The 20,274-nt window shown below is 68.7% G+C and carries 19 protein-coding genes; 12 read left to right on the top strand and 7 right to left on the bottom strand.

Annotated elements, in window-relative coordinates; translation table 11 throughout:
- Window positions 1-37: 37 nt before the first annotated feature.
- The 4 genes from argC to ACV22W_RS31510 all read left to right on the top strand — a co-directional run bounded on the left by argC (window position 38) and on the right by ACV22W_RS31510 (window position 5,080).
- Window positions 38-988: an N-acetyl-gamma-glutamyl-phosphate reductase gene (argC, locus tag ACV22W_RS31495; RefSeq protein WP_059682880.1), complete on the top strand. Its 951-nt coding sequence runs from the start codon at window positions 38-40 to the stop codon at window positions 986-988.
- A 427-nt stretch (window positions 989-1,415) separates the two neighbouring features.
- Window positions 1,416-2,834 carry a DUF2957 domain-containing protein gene (locus ACV22W_RS31500; protein WP_448023332.1) on the top strand — a complete coding sequence of 473 codons (1,419 nt, stop codon included), beginning with the start codon at window positions 1,416-1,418 and terminating at the stop codon, window positions 2,832-2,834.
- Window positions 2,835-2,989: 155 nt separating this feature from the next.
- A complete protein-coding gene (locus ACV22W_RS31505) occupies window positions 2,990-4,231 on the top strand; it encodes a DUF2957 domain-containing protein (protein WP_448023334.1) in 1,242 nt (413 codons plus the stop codon).
- A 15-nt stretch (window positions 4,232-4,246) separates the two neighbouring features.
- The gene (locus ACV22W_RS31510; RefSeq protein WP_059533397.1) at window positions 4,247-5,080 is read left to right on the top strand and encodes an OmpW/AlkL family protein; all 834 of its coding nucleotides are present in this window, start codon (window positions 4,247-4,249) and stop codon (window positions 5,078-5,080) included.
- A 204-nt stretch (window positions 5,081-5,284) separates the two neighbouring features.
- Here the strand turns inward: ACV22W_RS31510 and ACV22W_RS31515 are convergent, their stop codons facing one another.
- Window positions 5,285-6,205, bottom strand: a complete 921-nt coding sequence (locus ACV22W_RS31515) for a LysR family transcriptional regulator (protein ID WP_448023336.1) — start codon at window positions 6,203-6,205, stop codon at window positions 5,285-5,287.
- Between the two features lie 97 nt (window positions 6,206-6,302).
- Between ACV22W_RS31515 and ACV22W_RS31520 the strand changes: the two genes are divergently transcribed.
- Window positions 6,303-7,580, top strand: coding sequence for an MFS transporter (locus tag ACV22W_RS31520; protein WP_448023338.1), 1,278 nt, complete (start codon window positions 6,303-6,305; stop codon window positions 7,578-7,580).
- A 72-nt stretch (window positions 7,581-7,652) separates the two neighbouring features.
- Here the strand turns inward: ACV22W_RS31520 and ACV22W_RS31525 are convergent, their stop codons facing one another.
- The gene (locus ACV22W_RS31525) at window positions 7,653-8,294 is read right to left on the bottom strand and encodes a LysE family translocator (protein WP_448023340.1); all 642 of its coding nucleotides are present in this window, start codon (window positions 8,292-8,294) and stop codon (window positions 7,653-7,655) included.
- 71 nt (window positions 8,295-8,365) lie between these two features.
- Entirely contained in the window at window positions 8,366-9,277 is a 912-nt protein-coding gene (locus tag ACV22W_RS31530) for an NAD(P)-dependent oxidoreductase (protein WP_448023357.1), read from the bottom strand.
- Window positions 9,278-9,339: 62 nt separating this feature from the next.
- Here ACV22W_RS31530 and ACV22W_RS31535 point away from each other — a divergent pair, with 62 nt between their 5' ends.
- Window positions 9,340-10,107 carry a Mut7-C RNAse domain-containing protein gene (locus ACV22W_RS31535; RefSeq protein ID WP_448023342.1) on the top strand — a complete coding sequence of 256 codons (768 nt, stop codon included), beginning with the start codon at window positions 9,340-9,342 and terminating at the stop codon, window positions 10,105-10,107.
- A 79-nt stretch (window positions 10,108-10,186) separates the two neighbouring features.
- Here the strand turns inward: ACV22W_RS31535 and ACV22W_RS31540 are convergent, their stop codons facing one another.
- The gene (locus ACV22W_RS31540) at window positions 10,187-10,420 is read right to left on the bottom strand and encodes a hypothetical protein (RefSeq protein WP_448023344.1); all 234 of its coding nucleotides are present in this window, start codon (window positions 10,418-10,420) and stop codon (window positions 10,187-10,189) included.
- Window positions 10,421-10,787: 367 nt separating this feature from the next.
- Here ACV22W_RS31540 and ACV22W_RS31545 point away from each other — a divergent pair, with 367 nt between their 5' ends.
- The 4 genes from ACV22W_RS31545 to ACV22W_RS31560 are packed head-to-tail and all read left to right on the top strand — an operon-like array spanning window position 10,788 to window position 15,046.
- A complete protein-coding gene (locus ACV22W_RS31545) occupies window positions 10,788-11,993 on the top strand; it encodes an efflux RND transporter periplasmic adaptor subunit (RefSeq protein ID WP_448023345.1) in 1,206 nt (401 codons plus the stop codon).
- A gap of 10 nt (window positions 11,994-12,003) precedes the next feature.
- On the top strand, window positions 12,004-12,702 hold the full coding sequence (locus ACV22W_RS31550; RefSeq protein ID WP_448023359.1) for an ABC transporter ATP-binding protein: 699 nt from the start codon (window positions 12,004-12,006) through the stop codon (window positions 12,700-12,702).
- A gap of 18 nt (window positions 12,703-12,720) precedes the next feature.
- Complete coding sequence (locus ACV22W_RS31555) at window positions 12,721-13,875, top strand: ABC transporter permease (RefSeq protein ID WP_059533413.1); 1,155 nt, start codon at window positions 12,721-12,723, stop codon at window positions 13,873-13,875.
- 4 nt (window positions 13,876-13,879) lie between these two features.
- Window positions 13,880-15,046, top strand: coding sequence for an ABC transporter permease (locus ACV22W_RS31560; protein WP_448023347.1), 1,167 nt, complete (start codon window positions 13,880-13,882; stop codon window positions 15,044-15,046).
- 13 nt (window positions 15,047-15,059) lie between these two features.
- Here the strand turns inward: ACV22W_RS31560 and ACV22W_RS31565 are convergent, their stop codons facing one another.
- From ACV22W_RS31565 to ACV22W_RS31575, 3 genes are read right to left on the bottom strand one after another with little or no spacing between them, the layout of a single operon-like run.
- The gene (locus tag ACV22W_RS31565; protein WP_448023349.1) at window positions 15,060-16,397 is read right to left on the bottom strand and encodes a carotenoid oxygenase family protein; all 1,338 of its coding nucleotides are present in this window, start codon (window positions 16,395-16,397) and stop codon (window positions 15,060-15,062) included.
- 16 nt (window positions 16,398-16,413) lie between these two features.
- The gene (locus tag ACV22W_RS31570; RefSeq protein ID WP_448023351.1) at window positions 16,414-17,040 is read right to left on the bottom strand and encodes a DUF2239 family protein; all 627 of its coding nucleotides are present in this window, start codon (window positions 17,038-17,040) and stop codon (window positions 16,414-16,416) included.
- A complete protein-coding gene (locus ACV22W_RS31575) occupies window positions 17,037-17,336 on the bottom strand; it encodes a hypothetical protein (protein WP_448023353.1) in 300 nt (99 codons plus the stop codon). The genes ACV22W_RS31570 and ACV22W_RS31575 overlap by 4 nt, the downstream gene beginning before the upstream one ends.
- On the opposite strand from ACV22W_RS31575, the gene ACV22W_RS31580 reads away from it, so the two are divergent.
- Complete coding sequence (locus tag ACV22W_RS31580; protein ID WP_448023354.1) at window positions 17,335-18,675, top strand: MFS transporter; 1,341 nt, start codon at window positions 17,335-17,337, stop codon at window positions 18,673-18,675. The two genes, ACV22W_RS31575 and ACV22W_RS31580, sit on opposite strands and share 2 nt — an antisense overlap.
- A gap of 62 nt (window positions 18,676-18,737) precedes the next feature.
- Window positions 18,738-20,135 carry an enolase C-terminal domain-like protein gene (locus ACV22W_RS31585; protein WP_448023356.1) on the top strand — a complete coding sequence of 466 codons (1,398 nt, stop codon included), beginning with the start codon at window positions 18,738-18,740 and terminating at the stop codon, window positions 20,133-20,135.
- The last annotated feature ends 139 nt before the right edge of the window (window positions 20,136-20,274 follow it).

Genomic DNA, 20,274 nt, shown 5'->3' on the forward strand with positions numbered 1-20,274 from the left:
GGGCGCCGCGGCTCCCGTTTCATTCAGCGAGAACGAAATGAGCACCAAAGTTTTTGTCGACGGCCAGGAAGGTACGACCGGCCTCAAGATCTTCGAATACCTGTCGGCGCGCAACGACATCGAGATCCTGCGCATCGATGAAGCGAAGCGCAAGGACGTCGACGAGCGCCGCCGCCTGATCAACGCATCGGACGTCACGTTCCTGTGCCTGCCGGACGTTGCGTCGCGCGAATCGGCATCGCTGGTCGAGAACCCGAACACGACGCTGATCGACGCGAGCACTGCGTTCCGCACGAACGCCGACTGGGCATACGGCCTGCCGGAACTGACGCGCGCGCAGCGCGAGAAGATTCGCACGTCGAAGCGCATCGCCGTGCCGGGCTGCCATGCCTCGGCGTTCGTGCTCGCGATGCGTCCGCTCGTGGATGCCGGCATCGTCGCGCCGACCTTCGCCGCGCACAGCTACTCGATCACCGGCTACAGCGGCGGCGGCAAGTCGATGATCGCCGAGTACGAAAACGCGGCGCCGGGCGGCAAGCTCGCGAGCCCGCGTCCGTACGCGCTCGCGCTGGCGCACAAGCACCTGCCGGAAATGGCCGCGCACACGGGCCTCGCGCACGCGCCGATCTTCACGCCGATCGTCGGCCCGTTCCTGAAGGGCCTTGCCGTGACGACCTACTTCTCGCCCGAACAGCTCGCGAAGCGCGCGACGCCGCAGGACGTGCAGCGCGTGTTCGCCGAGTACTATGCGGACGAGCCGTTCGTGCGCGTCGCGCCGTTCAACGCGGATGCGAACCTCGACAGCGGCTTCTTCGACGTGCAGGCGAACAACGACACGAACCGCGTCGACCTGTTCGTGTTCGGCAACGAAGAGCGCTTCGTCACGGTCGCGCGCCTCGACAACCTGGGCAAGGGCGCATCGGGCGCCGCGATCCAGTGCATGAACCTCAACATCGGCGCCGCCGAGGATGCAGGCCTCAAGCGCTGATTCCGCTTGCATGCGATGCAAAGCCGGCCGCTGGCCGGCTTTTTATTTTCCCGTATCAGGCAATCAATAAAACCCGGCTCGCGTATTTACAAATATTTACAAGCTTTCCATTGCGCGATTACCGGTTGATTAATTACCCCCATTTTCTCCAGTCAATCCCGAATAGGGATAAACCGGATACCGGCGCTTTAAACGCTGCCGTTATACGCGTGAGGGTCTCAAGAGCCGTCCGTGCGTGGCAAGCGCCCCACTTCGGCCGCACTCTAGCACCCTCCACGCGTTTTAATTCTTACTGAAATCCCGATCCTGCAAGGATTCATCTCGCACGCGCTGTTTCAATCGTCTTTTTTAGACGAGTTCATCAATTGACAGCAAAAATCCAGGCAGCGACATTAGCTCGCACAATTAAACGATTGGAGACAGCGGCATGTCGCACGCCTTATCGAAGGGGGTGGCAACGGCCTTTGCCATCGCCCCTTTCCTGATTGCCTGTGGTGGAGGGGACGGCGGCTCGCCCGCGCCGATCGAAGCACCCCAATGTTCCGGATCGAGCTGCGGCACGCAAGGGCCGCCGCCCTCGCAGCCCATAAACGGTGCGCTGTGCCCGGCCAACGCCGACATCGTGAAGAGCACGTACCTCGGCGGCGCCGGTAGCGGCGAGATCGTCAGCGTCAACATCGACGCGGTCGCGATGACGTACACGCTCAAGTGGCTCGAATCGCCGATTCCGCTCGCGACCGGCACGGTCACGCCGAGCCGCGCAGGCACCACGATCACCGGCAAGGTCGTTCACCCGCCGACCGGCACGCTGCCGACCGCGGAGCAGACGCGCTGCGCATTCGTGCTCACGCCGGGTTCGGGCACGGCACCGAACGGCTCGACCTATTCGACGGCCGCCGACTTCAACCAGGCGAACCCGCCGATGCTGCTGGTCGGGATGGGCGTCGCGGGCGGCGGCATCCCCGGCGCGACGGTTCAGTACGACGGGCTGACGATCGTCCCGGGCGTGATCCAGAACGTCGGCCAGGTGCCGAACCGCCACTTCGACTTCTATCCGTTCCTGGGCTTCGCGAACACGACGACCGACCTCACGAAGCTGCCGGGCACGTACAACGCGCTGATCTACCACCTCGTGCCGTCGAGCAACTACGCGACGAAGGGCACGAATTCGAGCGAAACGTTCGACGCGAACGGCGCATGCACGTCGACGAATGCCGGCGGCTGCCAGACGACCGGCGATCCGTGGACGGTGAACGCGAGCGGCGGCTACCTCAACAGCGCGAAGGCGCCGCAGATCCTGCCGCAGACGCAGCTGCCGCTGATCGGCGCGACCGGCAAGTCGGCCACCGCGCACATGGTGATCGGCCAGCTCAACGGCGCGACCGTGCCGGTGGTCGTGCGCACGGGCAACGTGAACCTCGGCACGCCGCCGCTGCATGCCGACGCGCAGGTCGACGACGAATCGGGCATCGCGGTGCTCGGCGCGGCGACCGCGATCCAGTCGGGCGCGATCGACGGCGGCTACGCGGGTGCGGATTCGAACTTCAAGTACACGGCAGCACTGATCCGCGGCAGCAACGCGTCGTTCATCAACCCGACCACGCAGGCAGAGGAAGACGCCTTCACGCTCGACTACGGCCAGGGAACGCCGGGCCTGCTCAACACGAAGACGACGCCGGCGAGCGGCGCGACCTACCCGTCCGCATCGGGCGTGGTGATCGCGACGGGCGGCCTGTACGCGGCGCTCATCCAGGGCACGGTGAACGGCGGCGTCACGTCGACGTCGGCGAACTCGAGCACGTCGTCGACACCGTACTTCGGCGTGGGCGCACAGATCAGCAAGTAACGATCGGGGGCGCGGCGGCGGCCGGTGCGCCGCCGCGGGATGCAGGGAAGGCACGAAACGACGGCGCCCGGCACGGCGCAGGCAGCACGAGCACAAGCAACAGAAGCGGTCGACAGGGAGCCGGCCGCCTGACAAGACAAATCTGGAGGAGCAACATGAAGCGCAACCTCGTTCTGGCGGCGGCCCTTGCCGCCCCCCTTCTTTCCGCATGCGGCGGCGGCAGCGACAATCCGCCCCCGCTCGTCGAAGACCGGCTCTGCCCCGCGACGCTCGACTACAGCACCGTGTTTACCGGCGGCGCGGGCAGCGGCGAACTGGCCAAGGTCCAGCTCGATACGACCAAGATGACCTGGCAGGTCACCTACGTCGAATCGGCGGTTCCGCAAAAGACCGGCACCGTCACGCCGACCCGCGCGGGCACCGTCGACACCGGCACGCTCACGCAGGAAACGCTGCTGCCGACCAACAAGCTGAACCAGTGCGCATTCCGCCTGAATGGCGCGAGCCTCGACGCATCGCGCCCGGCGCGCATCTTCGTCGGCTTCGGCGTCGCGGGCGGCACGATTCCCGGCAAGGAGATCCAGTTCGACGGCGTGCTCGGCCAGGCCGCGGTGCCCGACACGAAATTCCCGTACTACCCGTTCATCGGCTTCTCGTCGATCGAAACCGACATCACGAAGGTCGCGGGCACGTACAGCCACATCGGCTTCGGCGAAGTGCCGTCGCAGAAATTCGCGCCGGCGTCGATCGACGCGAAGGTGACGATCAACGCGGACGGCACGTGGACCAAGTGCGACACGACCGGCCAGTTCGCCGGCGGCGCGTGCATGCAGCAGGGCACGAACTTCGTGCAGTCGGCCGACGGCAGCGGCGCGTTCCAGAGCAACAACTACCAGAGCCAGCTGAAGCCGACGCTGTCGGCGACGCCGCAGGGCAAGGGCTTCATGATCGTCGGCAAGCTGCGCAACCAGCTGGTGCCGATCCTCGTGCGCACGGGCGTCGCGAACCCGAACCCGACGCCCGACAGCAACGGCGTGCCGGGCCTGACCGCCGACGACGAATCGAGCATCTCGATCCTCTCGCCGCAGACCGCGATCGCCGCCGGCTCGCAGAACGGCGAATACATCGGCGTCGACAGCCAGTTCGACTACCGGACCACCGCGCTGATCGACAAGCAGGCCACGCTGCTCGATCCGTTCCAGCCGTCGCAGGCATCGCTCGCGACCGCGCTCGACCTGGACTACACGCAGAAGGTGCCGGGCACGGTCACGACGATCCACACGGGTTCGGGCAGCACGTCGCCGACCGGCAAGTTCATCTTCACGGGTGGCGTGTTCGGTTTCCTCGACAACGCGGGTTCGACGCCGTATTTCACGATCGGCGCGTTCGTCCAGTAAGCGGAGGCAGCCGTGATGAAGAAGACCCTTCTTTGCGCGGCGGCCGGCGCCGCCGCGCTGGCGCCGCTCGCGGCGCACGCGCAGAGCGCCGGCAGCAACGTCGTCACGCTGGGCTGGTTCCACGTGATGCCGCAGCAAAGCAGCACGCCGATGACGACCAACGTCGCGCCGACGCCGATCAACACGCCGCTGCGGCTGCCGCCGTCGTTCACGTCGCCGGGCACCGGGCTGCGTACGAGCGGCGCCGATACGGTCGGCCTGACGGTCAGCCACTTCCTGACCGACCACATCGCGGTCACGTCGGTGGCCGGCGTGCCACCGGTGTTCAAGGTGTCGGGCCAGGGCACGATCAAGCCGCCCGGCCCTGCCGGCGCGCTCGGCACGCAGAACATCGGGCTGGCCTCGGTCAATCCGATCGTGAAGAGCGTGCGGCAGTGGAGCCCGGCGGCGATCCTGCAGTACTACTTCGGAGCGGCGAACGCGAAATTCCGGCCGTTCCTCGGCCTCGGCGTGTCGTACAACTGGTTCAGCGACCTGCAGCTCAACACGAACTTCATCAAGCAGACGCAGGACAACCTCGGCGCGATCCTCGCGGCGGGCGCGGGCAAGCCGGGTACGACATCGGTGGAAGCGAAGGCGTCGTCGTCATGGCAGCCGGTGTTCAACGCGGGCCTGCAGTACAACATGACGGAGCATTTCGGGCTGGTGGCGTCGGTGACGTATATCCCGCTGAAGACGACGTCAACGGTGACGATCAAGGCGGCCGACGGCACGGTGCTCGCCGAGTCGAAATCGGACCTGAAGGCCGACCCGATCATCAGCTACGTCGGGATGACCTACAAGTTCTGACGCCGGCGACGGAGGACGGACAGAGGACGAACGGAGGGCCCGTGCAAAAAACGCGGGCAAAAAAAAGCCCGCCTAAGAGGCGGGCTGAATCCATATCAGAGGAGACATGGAGGAGACAGGTGTAACTATAGCGAATCGATTTCTGCATTGCAACATTTCCGTAGAGAAAATCAGGATTTTCCCTCGAATGCGCACTCTAGCGCGCTAGTTCGCACCTGACCCCTTCTCGTTCTCCCGGTCGAGCACCTCGCCCAGCGCATCGCGCAGCAGCGCGACCGGCCGCGTCAGGCGGCCCGGCAGCGCGCCGTGCACGATCCAGACGTTGATCCGCGTCTCCAGCCCCGCCGTTTCCACTACCCTCAGTGCATCGCGATGCGCACTGCGCGCCAGCGCATTCGGCGACGCGATCCCGATGCCCGCGCCGCGCGCCACGAGCGACAGCTGCAACTCCGAACCGAACGCCTCGACCGCGACGTCGAACGGCAGCCCGGCCGCGCCGAGCGCACGGCTCAGCGCCGATCGCATCCCGCAACCGTCCTGGCTCAGCACCCACGGAAAACCCGACAGCACGTCGAGCGACAGCGGGCCGTCGGGCAGCGGGAAGTCGCGTGCGGCGACGAGCACGGTCGGCTGCGTGCCGAGCAGCGTGGCCGTCAGCGTGTCGGGTAGCGCCGCGCTGGCCGGCACCATGACCGTCGCCACGTCGAGCGTGCCGCGCTCGATGCCCTGCACCAGCGCCGGCGACCAGCCGGCCGTCACGCGCAGCGTCAGCCGCGGAAACGTGTCGCGCAGCCGGTCGATCGGCCGCTCGAGCGCCAGCTCGGACAGGAACGGCGGCACGCCGATGCGCAGTTCGCCGGACGGCTCGCTGTCGGGCGCGCCGGCCGCCATCAATTCGTCGATCGCGCTCAGCACGTTGCGCGCGAGCGCATAGACGTCGCGCCCGGCGGCAGTCGGCTTCAGCGGCTTGCTCTGCCGCTCGAGCAGCGGCATGCCCAGCAGCGTTTCGAGGTTCTGCACGCGTCGCGTGAGGCCCGGCTGCGTCAGATGGAGCTTCGCGGCGGCGGCGACCATCGACCCGCTGTCGACCACCGCGACGAACGCCTGGAGATCACGCGTATTCAAAGCAAACTCGCATAATCATGTTAGACATATTTCAATTGTCGCATAAACATCAGGCACCTACGATGGGGATTCCTTCGCTCAAGACCCCAGGTTTCCGATGAACTGCCCTGCCGATTCCTGCTCGCCCGCCGGCCACCCCGCGCGCGGCGCACCGCCCGCGCTCAGCGCGGGCATGACGCTCTTCTTCGCCGCGACGGTCGGCGTGATCGTGATGGACCTGTTCGCCGCACAGCCGTTGACCGGCCCGATCAGCGCCGACCTGCGGCTGCCACCCGGCCTCACGGGCCTCGTCGCGATGCTGCCGCAGCTCGGCTACGCAGCGGGCCTCGTGCTGCTGGTGCCGCTCGTCGACCTGCTCGAGAACCGCCGTCTGATCGTCGCGACGCTCGTTGCGTGCGCGGCCGCGCTCGCGCTGCCGGCGTTCACGCGTTCCGGCACCGTCTTCCTGCTCGCGACGCTGGCCGCGGGCGCCGCGTCGAGTGTGATCCAGATGCTGGTGCCGATGGCCGCGTCGATGGCGCCCGAAGCGCAGCGCGGGCGAGCGGTCGGCAACGTGATGAGCGGATTGATGCTCGGCATCCTGCTGTCGCGGCCGCTCGCCAGCCTGATCGCGGGCACGGCCGGCTGGCGCGCGTTCTATGCGCTGGCCGCGCTCGCGAACGCGGCGATCGCGGCGGTGCTCGCGCTGCGCCTGCCGCCGCGCGTGCCGCCGATGACGGTCGGCTATCGCGCGCTGCTCGCGTCGATGGGCCGCCTGCTGGCCGACGAACCCGTGCTGCGCCGACATGCGTTGTCGGCCGCGCTCGCGATGGCCGCGTTCAGCGCGTTCTGGACCGCCGTCGGGCTGCGGCTCGCGCAGCCGCCATTCGGCCTCGACCTGCACGGAATCGCGCTGTTCGCGTTCGCCGGTGCGAGCGGTGCGATCGTCACGCCGCTGGCCGGCCGCGCCGGCGATCGTGGCCGCGGCCCGGCCGCGCAGCGTATCGCACACGTGACGATGCTCGCCGCGCTTACCGTGCTCGGCATCGCGGGCGCCGGCTGGTTCGGCTTCGGTGCGCACGCGCACCGCGGGCTCGCGCTGGCGCTGCTGGCCGGCGGCGCGGCGCTGCTCGACGCGGGCGTAATCGTCGATCAGACGATCGGCCGCCGGGAAATCAACTTGCTGAATCCGGCCGCGCGCGGACGTCTGAACGGGCTGTTCGTCGGGTTGTTCTTCGTCGGCGGGGCGCTCGGCGCGGCGCTCGCGGGCAGCGCATGGGCGTGGGGCGGGTGGAGCGCCGTGTGCGGCGTCGCCTTCGCGTTCGCGGGCGCGGCCGCGGCATTCGGCCTGTCGGTCGGCCGCCGGGCCGGCGCCGCCGCGTGGCCGCGAGCGTGATGCGGCCCGGACAGGAAAACGCCCCGCCCTCTGACGAGGTGCGGGGCGTCCGGCGGACCGCGCGGGCGGAATTCAGTGACGAACCAGCGCCATCATCGCGCCGAAGCCGACGAATAGGCCGCCCGTCAGCCGGTTGAAGACCTTCGCGACGCTCTGGCTCTTCAGCGTCGCGCCGATGCGCGTGCCGAACGATGCGTAGACGAGATACCAGCTGACCTCGATCACCGCGAACGTGACGACGAGGATGCCGAACTGCGGCAGCGTCGGCTCGGATGCGTTGATGAACTGCGGCAGCAGCGCGGCCGCGAACAGGATCGCCTTCGGATTGCTGCCCGCAACCAGGAAACCGTTGCGGAACAGCGCCCAGCGCGATGCCGACGCGACCTGGCGCGACACGGTTTCGACGTCGGTCGCGGGCTGCTCGTCGTCGACGCGCGCGCGCCACGCCTTCACGCCGAGATAGATCAGGTAGGCCGCGCCTGCAAAGCGCAACGTGTTGAACATCGCCGGCCATGCCTCGAGCACGGCGCCGAGGCCTGCCGCCGACACCGACAGCATCAGCACCAGCGCGGTGAGACAGCCGGCCATCGTCCACGCCGAACGCCGCAGCCCGTGCCGCGCACCGTGCGTCATCACGAGCAGCATGTTCGGACCCGGAATCGCCGACACGACGAACACCGTCGCCACGAAAAGCCACCAAGTATGCAGGTTCATGCCCACCCCGACCGAAAGAGAAACGAACTGTCGATTATGCCGCGCGCGCGGCGTGTCTGTCCCGCGCCGGCTCAGCGGCCCGCGCGGCGCAGCGCGACTTCGCCGAGCACCGCGAAGTCCTGTTCGCCGCCGCCGTGCGCGAGCGCATCGAGCAGGCTGTCGCGCACGACGCTCGCCACCGGCAGCGGGACGGAAACGGCGTCGCCGGCCTGCAGCGCGAGGCGCACGTCCTTCAGCCCGAGGCGCGCCTTGAAGCGCGCCGGTTCGTAGCTGCGCTCGGCGATCATCCCGCCGTAGCCTGCGTAGACCGGCCCCGGAAACACGCTGTTCGTGATCACGTCGAGGAAATCGCGCATCGCGACGCCGTGCGCGCCGAGCAGCGCGGACGCCTCGCCGAGCGTCTCGATCGCCGACGCGAGCGTGAAATTCGCCGCGATCTTCGCGACGTTCGCATGCTGCGGCAGCGAGCCGAAGCGCCAGGTCTTCTGGCCGATCGCGTCGAACAGCGGCTGCACGCGGTCGATCGCCTCGGCCGGGCCGCCGGCCATGATCGTCAGGCGGGCCGCGGCCGCGACGTCCGGGCGCCCCATCACGGGCGCGGCGACGTACGCGAGGCCGCGCGACGCATGCGCGTGGGCGAGCGACTCGGCGAGCGCGACCGACACCGTGGCCATGTTCACGTGAATCAGGCCGCGCGGCGCCTGCGCGAGCAGTGCGTCGTCGAATACTTCGCGCGCCGCGGCATCGTCGGCAAGCATCGAGAACACGGCATCGCCGCGAAACGCATCGGCCGGCGTCGCGACGATCTGCGCGCCGAGCGCGGCGAGCGGCTCGGCACGCTCGCGCGATCGGTTCCAGACTCGCACGGCATGCCCCGCCTTCAGCAGGTTCGTCGCGATCCCCTGCCCCATTTCGCCCAGCCCGATAAATCCGAGATCCATTTCCCCGCTCCTTCGACTCGTGAAGCGTGGAGTTAAACACAGATGGCGGTGACCTGCAGCCCCGGCGACGGGCGGCGCGCGGTGCGCGGTGCGATACTGCGCGGATGGCGACCGCGACCTTCCGCTTCCACGGCGAGCTGAACGCGTTTCTCGCTCGCACCCAGCGCGAGCGCGCGTTCGCGCACGCGTTTGCCCGCGACGCGACGGTCAAGCATGCGATCGAGGCGCTCGGCGTCCCGCATACGGAAATCGGCCGGCTCTGCGTGAACGGCGCACCGTCCGCCCTCGACCGGCCGCTCGGCGACGGCGACCGCGTCGACATCCATCCGGAGCGCGCGCAGCCGTCGGCCGCATCCCCGCTGCCACAACCGGACCGCTGGCGCTTCGTCGCCGACGCGCACCTCGGCGGCCTTGCGCAGCTGCTGCGCCTCGCCGGCTTCGACACCTGCTACGACAACCACTACCGCGACGACGAACTCGTCGCGCTCGCCTCGCGCGAAGGCCGGATCGTGCTGACTCGCGATCGCGAGCTGCTGAAACGCCGCGCGGTCATACGCGGCTGCTATCTGCACGCGCAGCAGCCGGACGCGCAGTTGCGCGAGCTGTTCGCGCGGCTCGACCTCGCGCCGCACATGCGGCCGTTCCGGCTGTGCCTGCGCTGCAACGCGCCGCTGCACGCGCTCGATGCGGCGGACGCCGCGCCGCGCGTGCCGGCCGGCGTCACGCAGCGGCACCGGCGCTTTGCGGCGTGCGACGTGTGCCGGCGAGTGTTCTGGGAAGGATCGCACTGGCGGCGCATGCACGCGGTGGTCGACGCGATGCGTGCGCCGCCGCCCGGTGCCCTCGACGTTCCGGACGTGGCGGACGCCTGAAAAAAACAAAACCCCGCATGCCGAAGCGTGCGGGGTTTCGCGACGGATGGCCGGCAGCGCCAGCCCCGGCGAAGCGCGCTCAGTTTGCTGCGCCCGAGTCGTTCGTGCCGGCGGCCGAAGCGGCTGCGGCCTTCGCCTTGCCCTTTGCCGAACCGTGGTGCTTCAGCTGGTGCTTCGGCTTGCTGTGATCCTTCTTGGCCGGTGCCGATGCGGCGGCCGACGTGTCGGCTGCCGGCGCCGACGCCTGTGCGAATGCCGAAACCGATGCGAGAGCGAATGCTGCGGTCATGATCGAAGCGAGCGTCTTCTTCATTGTTCTTCCTTTAGCGGAGAAAAAGTCAAACGTACCGGTAAGAGATGCGAGGCATCCGCATCGGAACATCAGTCGCGCCGGACTGCCGGTCGCCGCCGGGCGGGTCGGCTCCTGCCTTTCCGCCTCGACAAATACTGATGCACTGGCTCCATAACGCATTGCCCGCGCGACGAGTTGACATGCGGCTTGCCTCCTTCGGGTTTCCCCGGAGGCGCCGTTTTCGAGCTCGCGCGACGCGCTGCGGGACGTGCATCAATCGTCCGACAAACCGTCTCTCGCGCCCGCCGCGGCGACGCTATACTGGCCTCCTTCCGTCCCAACCGGACGCGGCCGGTCACAAGGCCGCCGCCGTCGCGAGGCGCCCAAATTGCCCGATTACAATCTGGACAAACTGAAAATCGACCGGCGTGCTGTCGCAACCGCGCCACGCCGGCGCCGGTGGGTCCGCTATGCGGTCGCCGCCGCGCTCGTCATCGTCGCGATCGTCGTCGCGCTGGTGCTCACCGGCCGCCCGACGGTCGACACGACCGCCGTCACGTCCGCCTATCCGTATCAGAACGATACCCAGCTCAACGCGACCGGCTACGTCGTGCCGCAACGCAAGGCCGCGGTCGCGTCGAAGGGCCAGGGGCGCGTCGAATGGCTCGGCGTGCTCGAAGGCACGCGCGTGAAGAAGGACGAGATCATCGCGCGGCTCGAAAGCCGCGACGTGCAGGCGTCGCTGGCACAGGCACGCGCGCAGGCGCAAGTCTCCCGCGCCAACCTCGGCGTCGCTCAGGCGGAGCTGAAGGACGCGGAGATCGCGCTGCGCCGCACCGCCGCGCTCGCGCCGAAGGGCGCGGTGCCGGCCGCGCAGCTCGACATCGACACGGCACGCGTGAACAAGGCGCGCGCGTCGGTCGACAGCGACGAGGCCGCGATCGCGTCCGCCGAAGCGAATGCGCAGGCCGCGCAGGTCGCGGTCGATCAGACGGTCATCCGCGCGCCATTCGACGGCATCGTGCTGGCAAAACACGCGAACGTCGGCGACAACATCACGCCGTTCTCGTCCGCGTCGGACAGCAAGGGCGCGGTCGTGACGATCGCCGACATGGACACGCTCGAGGTCGAGGCCGACGTCGCCGAATCGAACATCGCGAAGATCCGCGCGGAGCAGCCGTGCGAGATCCAGCTCGACGCGCTGCCCGACATGCGCTTCGCGGGCCGCGTGTCGCGCATCGTGCCGACCGTCGACCGCTCGAAGGCAACGGTGCTCGTGAAGGTGCGTTTCGTCGACCGCGACGAGCGCGTGCTGCCCGACATGAGCGCGAAGATCGCGTTCCTGTCGAAGCCCGCGTCGCCGCAGGACCGGCAGCCGGTGACGGCCGTGCAGGCAAGCGCGGTGGTCGAGCGCGACGGCCGGCCGGTCGTGTTCGTCGTGAAGGACGACACCGTGCATGCGGCGGCGGTGACCAAGGGCTCGCGGATCGGCGAACTCGTCGCGATCCGCGGCGTGAAGCCCGGCGATACGGTCGTGCTCGCGCCGGGCGCGAAACTGAAGGACGGCGCGAAAGTGACCGTCGCGAAGAAGTAGCATGGCGCGCGTGAACGACGCCGCGCCGCCGCTCGTCGAGATCAGCCACGTCGCGAAGTCGTACCGGCGCGGCAACCAGGTCGTGCCGGTGCTGACCGACATCACGCTCGACATCGGCGAAGGCGACTTCGTCGCGCTGATGGGGCCGTCGGGTTCCGGCAAGAGCACGCTGCTCAATCTCGTCGCCGGCATCGACCGGCCCGACAGCGGCGAGCTGCGCGTGGGCGGCCTCGACATCTCGCGGCTCGAGGAAGCGCAACTGGCCGAATGGCGCGCGGCGAACGTCGGCTTCATCTTCCAGTTCTACAACCTGATGCCCGTGCTCACCGCGTTCGAGAACGTCGAGCTGCCGCTGATGCTCACCCATCTGTCGCGCCGCGAACGGCGCGAGCGCGTCGAGCTGGTGCTCGACATGGTGCACCTCGGCGACCGGGCGGCCCATTACCCGTCCGAGCTGTCGGGCGGCCAGCAGCAGCGCGTCGCGATCGCGCGCGCGTTGATCACCGATCCGGTGCTGATCGTCGCCGACGAGCCGACGGGCGACCTCGACCGCGCATCGGCCACCGACGTGCTCGCGATGCTGCAGCGGATGAACGCCGAGCTGGGCAAGACGATCATCATGGTGACCCACGATGCGCACGCGGCCGCCGCCGCGCGCTCGCTCGTGCATCTGGAAAAAGGGGAGCTGATCGATGGGCACGCCGTCTGACGGACGGGAGCGCGCACGATGTACGTGCTGAAGCTGATCGCGCGCAATGCGCTGCGGCACCGGCTGCGCACGCTGCTGACCGTGCTCGGGCTGACCATCGCGGTGCTGGCGTTCGGGCTGCTGCACACCGTCGTCGACGCGTGGTACGCGGGCGCGGCCGCCGCATCCAGCGGCCGGCTCGTCACGCGCAACGCGATCTCGCTCGTGTTTCCGTTGCCGGTCAGCTACGAGAACCGGATCCGCGGCGTCGACGGCGTGACCGCCGTGGTCCGCTCGAACTGGTTCGGCGGCATCTACCGCGACCCGAAGAACTTCTTCGCGAGCTTCGCGGTGTCGGAGAACTACCTCGACCTGTATCCGGAATTCATCCTCCCGGCGCAGCAGCGCGCCGACTACGACCGCGACCGCCGCGGCTGCCTCGTCGGGCGCCAGCTCGCGACGCAGTTCGGCTTCAAGGTCGGCGACGTGATTCCGCTGAAAGGCACGATCTATCCGGGCACGTGGGACTTCGTCGTGCGCGGCATTCTCGACGGCCGCGACGACTCGACGATCACGCGCCAGCTGGTGTTTCACTGGGATTACCTGAACGAGACGGTGCGCAAGCGCACGCCGAAGCAGGCCGACCAGGTCGGCGTGTTCGTGCTCGGCGTCGCGAACCCGGACGACGGCGCCGCGATCGCGCGCAACGTCGACGCGGTGTTCAAGAACTCGCTCGCCGAAACGCTGACCGAGACCGAGCAGGCGTTCCAGCTCGGCTTCGTCGCGATGTCGAACCAGATCATCGCGGCGATTCGCGTCGTGTCGTACGTGGTGATCCTGATCATCATGGCCGTGATGGCGAACGCGATGGCGATGAGCGCGCGCGAACGCACCGCCGAATACGCGACGCTGAAGGCGCTCGGCTTCGGCCCCGGCTTCCTCGCGTTGATCGTGTTCGGCGAATCGGTCGTGATCGCGGTGGTCGGCGGCGGGCTCGCGATGCTCGCGACACCGCCGGCCGCGAGCCTCTTCAAGCAGGCCGCGGGCGGCATCTTCCCGGTATTCAAGGTGTCGGCCGAAACGATGGTGCTGCAGGCCGCGTGCTCGGTCGCGGTCGGCCTCGCGGCCGCGCTCGTGCCGGCGTGGCAGGCGGCGCGCGTGCGCGTGGTCGAAGGCCTGCGGGCGATCGGATGAGCGCATGGCGATTCCGCTCACCTACATCGCCCGCAACCTGTGGACCCGCCGGCTCACCACCGCGCTCACCGCGGGCGGGATGGCGCTGGTGATCTTCGTGTTCGCGACGGTGCAGATGCTCGACGCGGGGCTCACGCAGACGCTCGTGTCGACCGGCGAACCGGACAACGTCGTGGTGATCCGCAAGGGCGCGGAAACCGAGATTCAGAGCGCGATCGACCACCAGCAGGCCAACGCGCTCGAGATGCATCCGGCCGTGGCGCTCGGCCCCGATGGCCGGCCGCGGGTGTCGAAGGAAGCCGTCGTGCTGATCTCGCTCGTGAAGACGTCGAGCGGCAAACCGTCGAACGTCGTGATCCGCGGCGTGTCGCCGGCCGGCCTCGCGCTGCGCCCGCGCGTGAAGCTCGTGGCCGGCCGCGCGTTCGCGCCGGGCTCGTCGGAGATCGTCGTCGGCAGCGCGATCGCGAAAGGCTTCAGCGGCACGCAGCTCGGCGACAGCCTGCATTTCGCGCAGCGCGACTGGACCGTCGTCGGCATCTTCGACGCGGGCGGCAGCGGCTTCGATTCGGAGATCTGGGGCGACGTCGACCAGCTGATGCAGTCGTTCCGGCGCACCAGCTATTCGTCGATGGTGCTGCGCATCCCGAGCGCCGACGGCTTCGCGCGCTTCAAGGCCGACATCGACGTCGACCCGCGCCTGACGGATGAAGCGAAACGCGAGCAGACGTTTTACGGCGACCAGTCGAAGGCGCTGTCGACCTTCATCAACATCCTCGGCATCACGCTGTCGACGATCTTCTCGATCGCCGCGATGATCGGCGCGATGATCACGATGTATGCGTCGGTCGCGAACCGCACCGCCGAGATCGGCACGCTGCGCGCGCTCGGCTTCAAGCGCATGAACGTGCTCGCCGCATTCCTGCTGGAGGCGCTGCTGCTCGGCTTCGTCGGCGGCGTCGCGGGGCTCGCGTGCGCATCGCTGATGGAGTTCGCGTCGTTCTCGACGACCAACTTCCAGACCTTCTCCGACCTGTCGTTCCGCTTCGTGCTGACGCCCACGATCGTCGTGAAGACACTGCTGTTCTCGCTGGTGATGGGGCTCGTCGGCGGGTTGCTGCCGGCGATGCGCGCCGCGCGGCTGAACATCGTCGACGCATTGCGCGCGCAGTGACGCGCGCGGCCGCTCACGCCCGACGTTCGCGCGGCACCCACGCGCCGTGGAACCCGGCCGGCACGCGGCGCGGCAGGTGCACCGTCGCGATCGGCGCCGCGTCGATCGCGCGCGCATCGAGAATCACGACGTCGCTCGTATCCGTCGCCGCGCGGTAGACCACCACCAGCAACCAGCCGTCGTCCTCGTCGGCGCCGCCCGGGCGCGGCACGAACACCGGCTCGCCGTTCTGGTCGCCGGCCGGCACCGCGTAACGCGTCGTCGTGCCACGCACATGGTCGAAGCGCATCACGCCGCGCATTTCGGCGTTGTTCGGCTGCTCGACGGCATACAGGTAACGGTAGCGGCGCCCCGTCCGGCTTTCGTTGATGCGCGGTAGCTCGATGCCGCCGTCGGCCAGCGGCCCCTCGTCGATCAGCCCGTTCGCCGTATCGATCACGTAACGCCACAGCTCGCCGACCGGGTCGTCGGCGAAGCGGCCCGTGCGCGCGTCGAGCCGCAGGAACCACGGATAGCGCACCGCATCGAGCACGATGCACGACGCATCGCAGTCGTACGCGTTCACGACGTGCTGGATGAAGCACGGCTCGATGCCGAACCAGCGCACGTCGCCGCCGTGGCGCGGCATCACGCCGATCCGCGCGTCGCGGTCGTCGTGCCAGCGCAGCGGCATCCGGTGCCCCTGCTTCAGCATCGCGAAGTCGTAGCCGACGTTCAGGTCGAGCAGCAGGCTGCGGGTTTCGGTGATCGCGAGGTCGTGCATCATCGACGGCGCGCGCACGTCGACGGCGAGGTCGACGCGCTGCACGCCCTGCGCGTCGGCAACGCCATAGCGCAGCCACGGCGCGCGCCAGTCCGCGCGAAACAGGATCAGTTCGCCCGTCACCGGATCGACCTTCGGATGCGCGGTCATCGCGCCGCCGAACGCCGCATGGCGCGCGGGCGCACCGAGCGTGTCGAGCGCGGCCGTGATCGCGAGCGGCGCGCCGCCTTCCGCCAGCGCGAGCAATTCGCCCGCATGCTGCAGCACGTTCACGTTCGGATTCGTGTCGGGCAGGTGCGGCGCCTGCTCCGGCGCGTGCACGTCGGCCCAGCGGCGCGTGCGCGCCCAGCGGTTCCGGTAGCCGGCCGCGCGACCGCGTTCGAATGCGATCGCGTGCAGCATCGCCGCTTCCGGCCACCACGACAGCACGTCGTTGCCCTCGAAACGGCCAGCCGGCGGATTCGGGCCGTTGCGCAGCAGCGTGCCGTCGAGATCGGGCGGGATCGTGCCGGTCACGCGCAGGTCGACGAGGTCGACTTCGTCGGCGACCGGCGCGATCGCGCCATGGTTCAGATCGAACGTCGTCATCGCGTCGTGTGCTCCGTCAGCAGTCTTCGGTCGACGGCGGCAGATCGCCGTGCGCCAGCGCGAGCGCATGGCCGCGCACGTCGTCGGGCCAGCCGGCGATCAGCTCGGCCATCCGCTCGAGGTCGTTCGCATACAGCGCACGCGCGGCCTCCTCGAATCCCGGCAGGTCGCCCGCGATCGCGGACATGAAGTGGTACGCGCGCGTCTGCGCGTCGCGGCGCCGGTCGGCCGCCGCGTGCGTGCGTCGCGCGTCCTCGACCAGTTTGCGCAGCGCGACGGACGCGCCGCCCGGCTGCGCGGCGAGCCAGTCCCAGTGACGCGGCAGCAACGTGACCTCGCGCGAGACGACGCCGAGCTTCGGGCGACCGCGGCCGCGTTGTTCGGCCGCGCCGGCAGGCTCGCCGGCGGGCGCGGATGCCTCGCCCGGCACTGCCGCGTAACGCGCACGGATATCGTCCGCCGTGCCGCGCAGGTCGAGGTCGATCGAGCGACCGGTCGCGTCGTCGAAGATCACGATCGATCCGGACATCGCGTCGCCAGCCGCCTGCCGGACCGCCACCGCCACCGTCGCGAGCGGGCCCGATGCGACGCGCCGGTGGCCGTCGAACGCCGTGTAGGAAGGGAGAAGCATGGAGAGAGTCATCGTGGTCGCCCATGGGCAAAAATCGGAATGACGCCATTTTTATCCGGGTATAAATTGGCTGTCAATATCACCCGGGTAAAAATAAACGTGTCGACGCCACGGATCGATCCAATTCCTGAATCGATCAAGTCAGCAATTGGCATGAAAGCGCGATTTTCGCCATGACAGAATGATCCGGACGCCTCGCCTCCGGGCATCGGCGTCCGGCCTCCGGCCGGCAAGACACCCCGAAAAAACGCGCGCACCGACGCGCAGCCGCACGACGGCACCTTCCGCCCTTCGGAGGAGACAGTCATGAATCCGCTTCACGCATTGCCGGCGTCCGCGTCGGCAACGGCCCGGCGCACCCGCGTGCGCTGGCTCGTGCTGACCGTGCTGTTCGCGGTCACGACGATCAACTACGCGGATCGCGCGGCGATCGCGATCGCGGGCCCGGCGCTTGCCCGCGCGATGCACCTGAGCCATGTGCAGATGGGCTTCATCTTCTCGGCCTTCGGCTGGTCGTACGTGATCGCGCAACTGCCGGGCGGCTGGCTGCTCGACCGCTTCGGGTCGCGCATCGTCTATGCGTTCAGCATCTTCTTCTGGTCGCTGTTCACGCTGCTTCAGGGCGGCATCGGCTTCTTCGGCGGCGCGGCCGCGTTCGCGCTGCTGTTCGGACTGCGCTTCATGGTCGGCGCGGCCGAGGCGCCGTCGTTCCCGGCCAACAGCCGGATCGTGTCCACGTGGTTCCCGGCCGCGGAGCGCGGCACCGCGTCGGCGATCTTCAACGCCGCGCAATACGCGGCGACCGTCGTGTTCGCGCCGCTGATGGGCTGGCTCGTGCACGCGTACGGCTGGCAGTCGGTGTTCGCGGTGATGGGCGTGCTCGGCTTCGCGTTCGTGCTGGTGTGGAACCGCACGATGTACGACCCGAAGGTACACCCGCGCATCAACGGCGCGGAGCTCGACTACCTCACCGAAGGCGGTGCGCTCGTCAACATCGACCAGGCGACCGGCGCGCGCGACGGCGGTCCGTCGATGCGTCACGTGAAGGCGCTGCTGAGGAACCGGATGCTCGTCGGCGTGTACGTCGCGCAGTATTGCATCAACGCCCTCACCTACTTCTTCATCACGTGGTTCCCCGTCTATCTCGTGCAGGCGCGCGGGATGTCGATCCTCAACGCGGGGCTCGTCGCGTCGATCCCGGCCGTGTGCGGGTTCCTCGGCGGGATTCTCGGCGGCATCGTGTCCGATGCGCTGCTCAAGCAGGGCCAGTCGCTGTCGGTCGCGCGCAAGGTGCCGATCGTGATCGGCATGCTGCTGTCGATGTCGATGATCGTCTGCAACTACACCGATTCGCACGTGCTCGTCGTGCTGTTCATGGCGCTGTCGTTCTTCGGCAAGGGGCTCGGCGCGCTCGGCTGGGCCGTCAACGCCGATACCGCGCCGCGCCAGATCGCCGGCCTGAGCGGCGCGCTGCTCAACACGTGCGGCAATCTTTCCAGCATCACGACGCCGATCGCGATCGGCTACATCGTCGACCGCAGCGGCTCGTTCAACGGCGCGCTGGTGTACGTCGTCGCGCACGCGCTCGTCGCCGTGATCTGCTACCTGTTCGTCGTCGGCGAAATTCGCCGCGTCGAGCTGAACTGAATGGCGCGGACCGCGCCGGCGCGACCGGCGCGCCGCGCATGACCGGAATCAGGAGCGAACCGATGTCCGAATCCCGCCGTGCCGGCACCCCGCGCGTCACGCGCATGCAGGTGATCCCCGTCGCCGGCCGCGACAGCATGCTGCTGAACCTGTGCGGCGCGCACGCGCCGTATTTCACGCGCAACCTCGTGATCCTCGACGACAGCAGCGGCCACACGGGCGTCGGCGAAGTGCCCGGCGGCGAAGGCATCCGCCAGGCGCTCGAACGGATGACCGATCTCGTCGTCGGCCAGTCGATCGGGCGTTACCAGGCGACGCTCAATGCGGTGCGCGCGGCGCTGTCAGGCACCGGTGCGGTGGCAGGCCGCACGATCCGGCACGAGGTGACGTCGGCCGGCGAGGCCGCCGTGCTGCGCCAGCCGCACGAGATCAACCTGCGGTTCGACAACGTGATCACCGCGATCGAGGCCGCGCTGCTGGACCTGCTCGGCCAGCATCTCGACGTGCCCGTCGCGGCGCTGCTCGGCGAAGGCCAGCAGCGCGACGCGGTGCCGATGCTCGCGTACCTGTTCTACATCGGCGAGCGGCGCCGCACCGACCTGCCGTATCGCGACGAGACGCACGCGGCCGACCCGTGGTTCCGGCTGCGCAACGAAGCCGCGCTCACGCCGGCTGCGATCGCCCAGCAGGCCGAGGCCGCCGTCGAGCGCTACGGCTTCGTCGATTTCAAGCTGAAGGGCGGCGTGATGGCCGGCGCGGACGAGATGGAAGCGATCGCGGCCATCAAGGCGCGCTTTCCCGACGCGCGCGCGACGCTCGACCCGAACGGCGCGTGGTCGCTCGACGAAGCCGTCGCGCTATGCCGCGGGCAAGGTCATCTGCTCGCATATGCGGAGGACCCGTGCGGGCAGGAAGCCGGCTACTCGGGCCGCGAGGTGATGGCCGAATTCCGCCGCGCGACCTGCATCCCGACCGCGACCAACATGATCGCGACGGACTGGCGGCAGATGGATCACGCGGTGCGGCTGCAGGCGGTCGACATTCCGCTCGCCGATCCGCACTTCTGGACGATGCAGGGTTCGGTGCGGCTCGCGCAACTGTGCCGCGACTGGGGGCTCACGTGGGGTTCGCACTCGAACAATCACTTCGACGTGTCGCTGGCGATGTTCACGCATGCGGCCGCGGCGGCGCCCGGCACGATCACCGCGATCGACACGCACTGGATCTGGCAGGAAGGCGACGCGCGGCTCACGCGCGAGCCGCTCGAGATCGTCGGCGGCCAAGTGGCCGTGCCCGAGCGCCCTGGGCTCGGGATCGAACTCGACATGGCGCAGGTCGAGGCGGCTCATGCGCTGTACGGGCAAGTCGGCGGCACGGCGCGCGACGATGCGATGGCGATGCGGTATCTGATTCCGGGGTGGACGTACGATCCGAAGCGGCCGAGTTTCGGACGTGGATGACGGCGGCGGAGCGGGCACACGAAAAACAAAAAGGGCTCGGTCTGGCGACCGAGCCCTTCGAATTCCGTTGGTGGAGCGGAGGACAACCAAACAATCTTCTGCAGCCCACATATTTTGTGGCTTCCTCACCGGAATGATT

The organism is Burkholderia sp. AW49-1 (assembly GCF_053427845.1).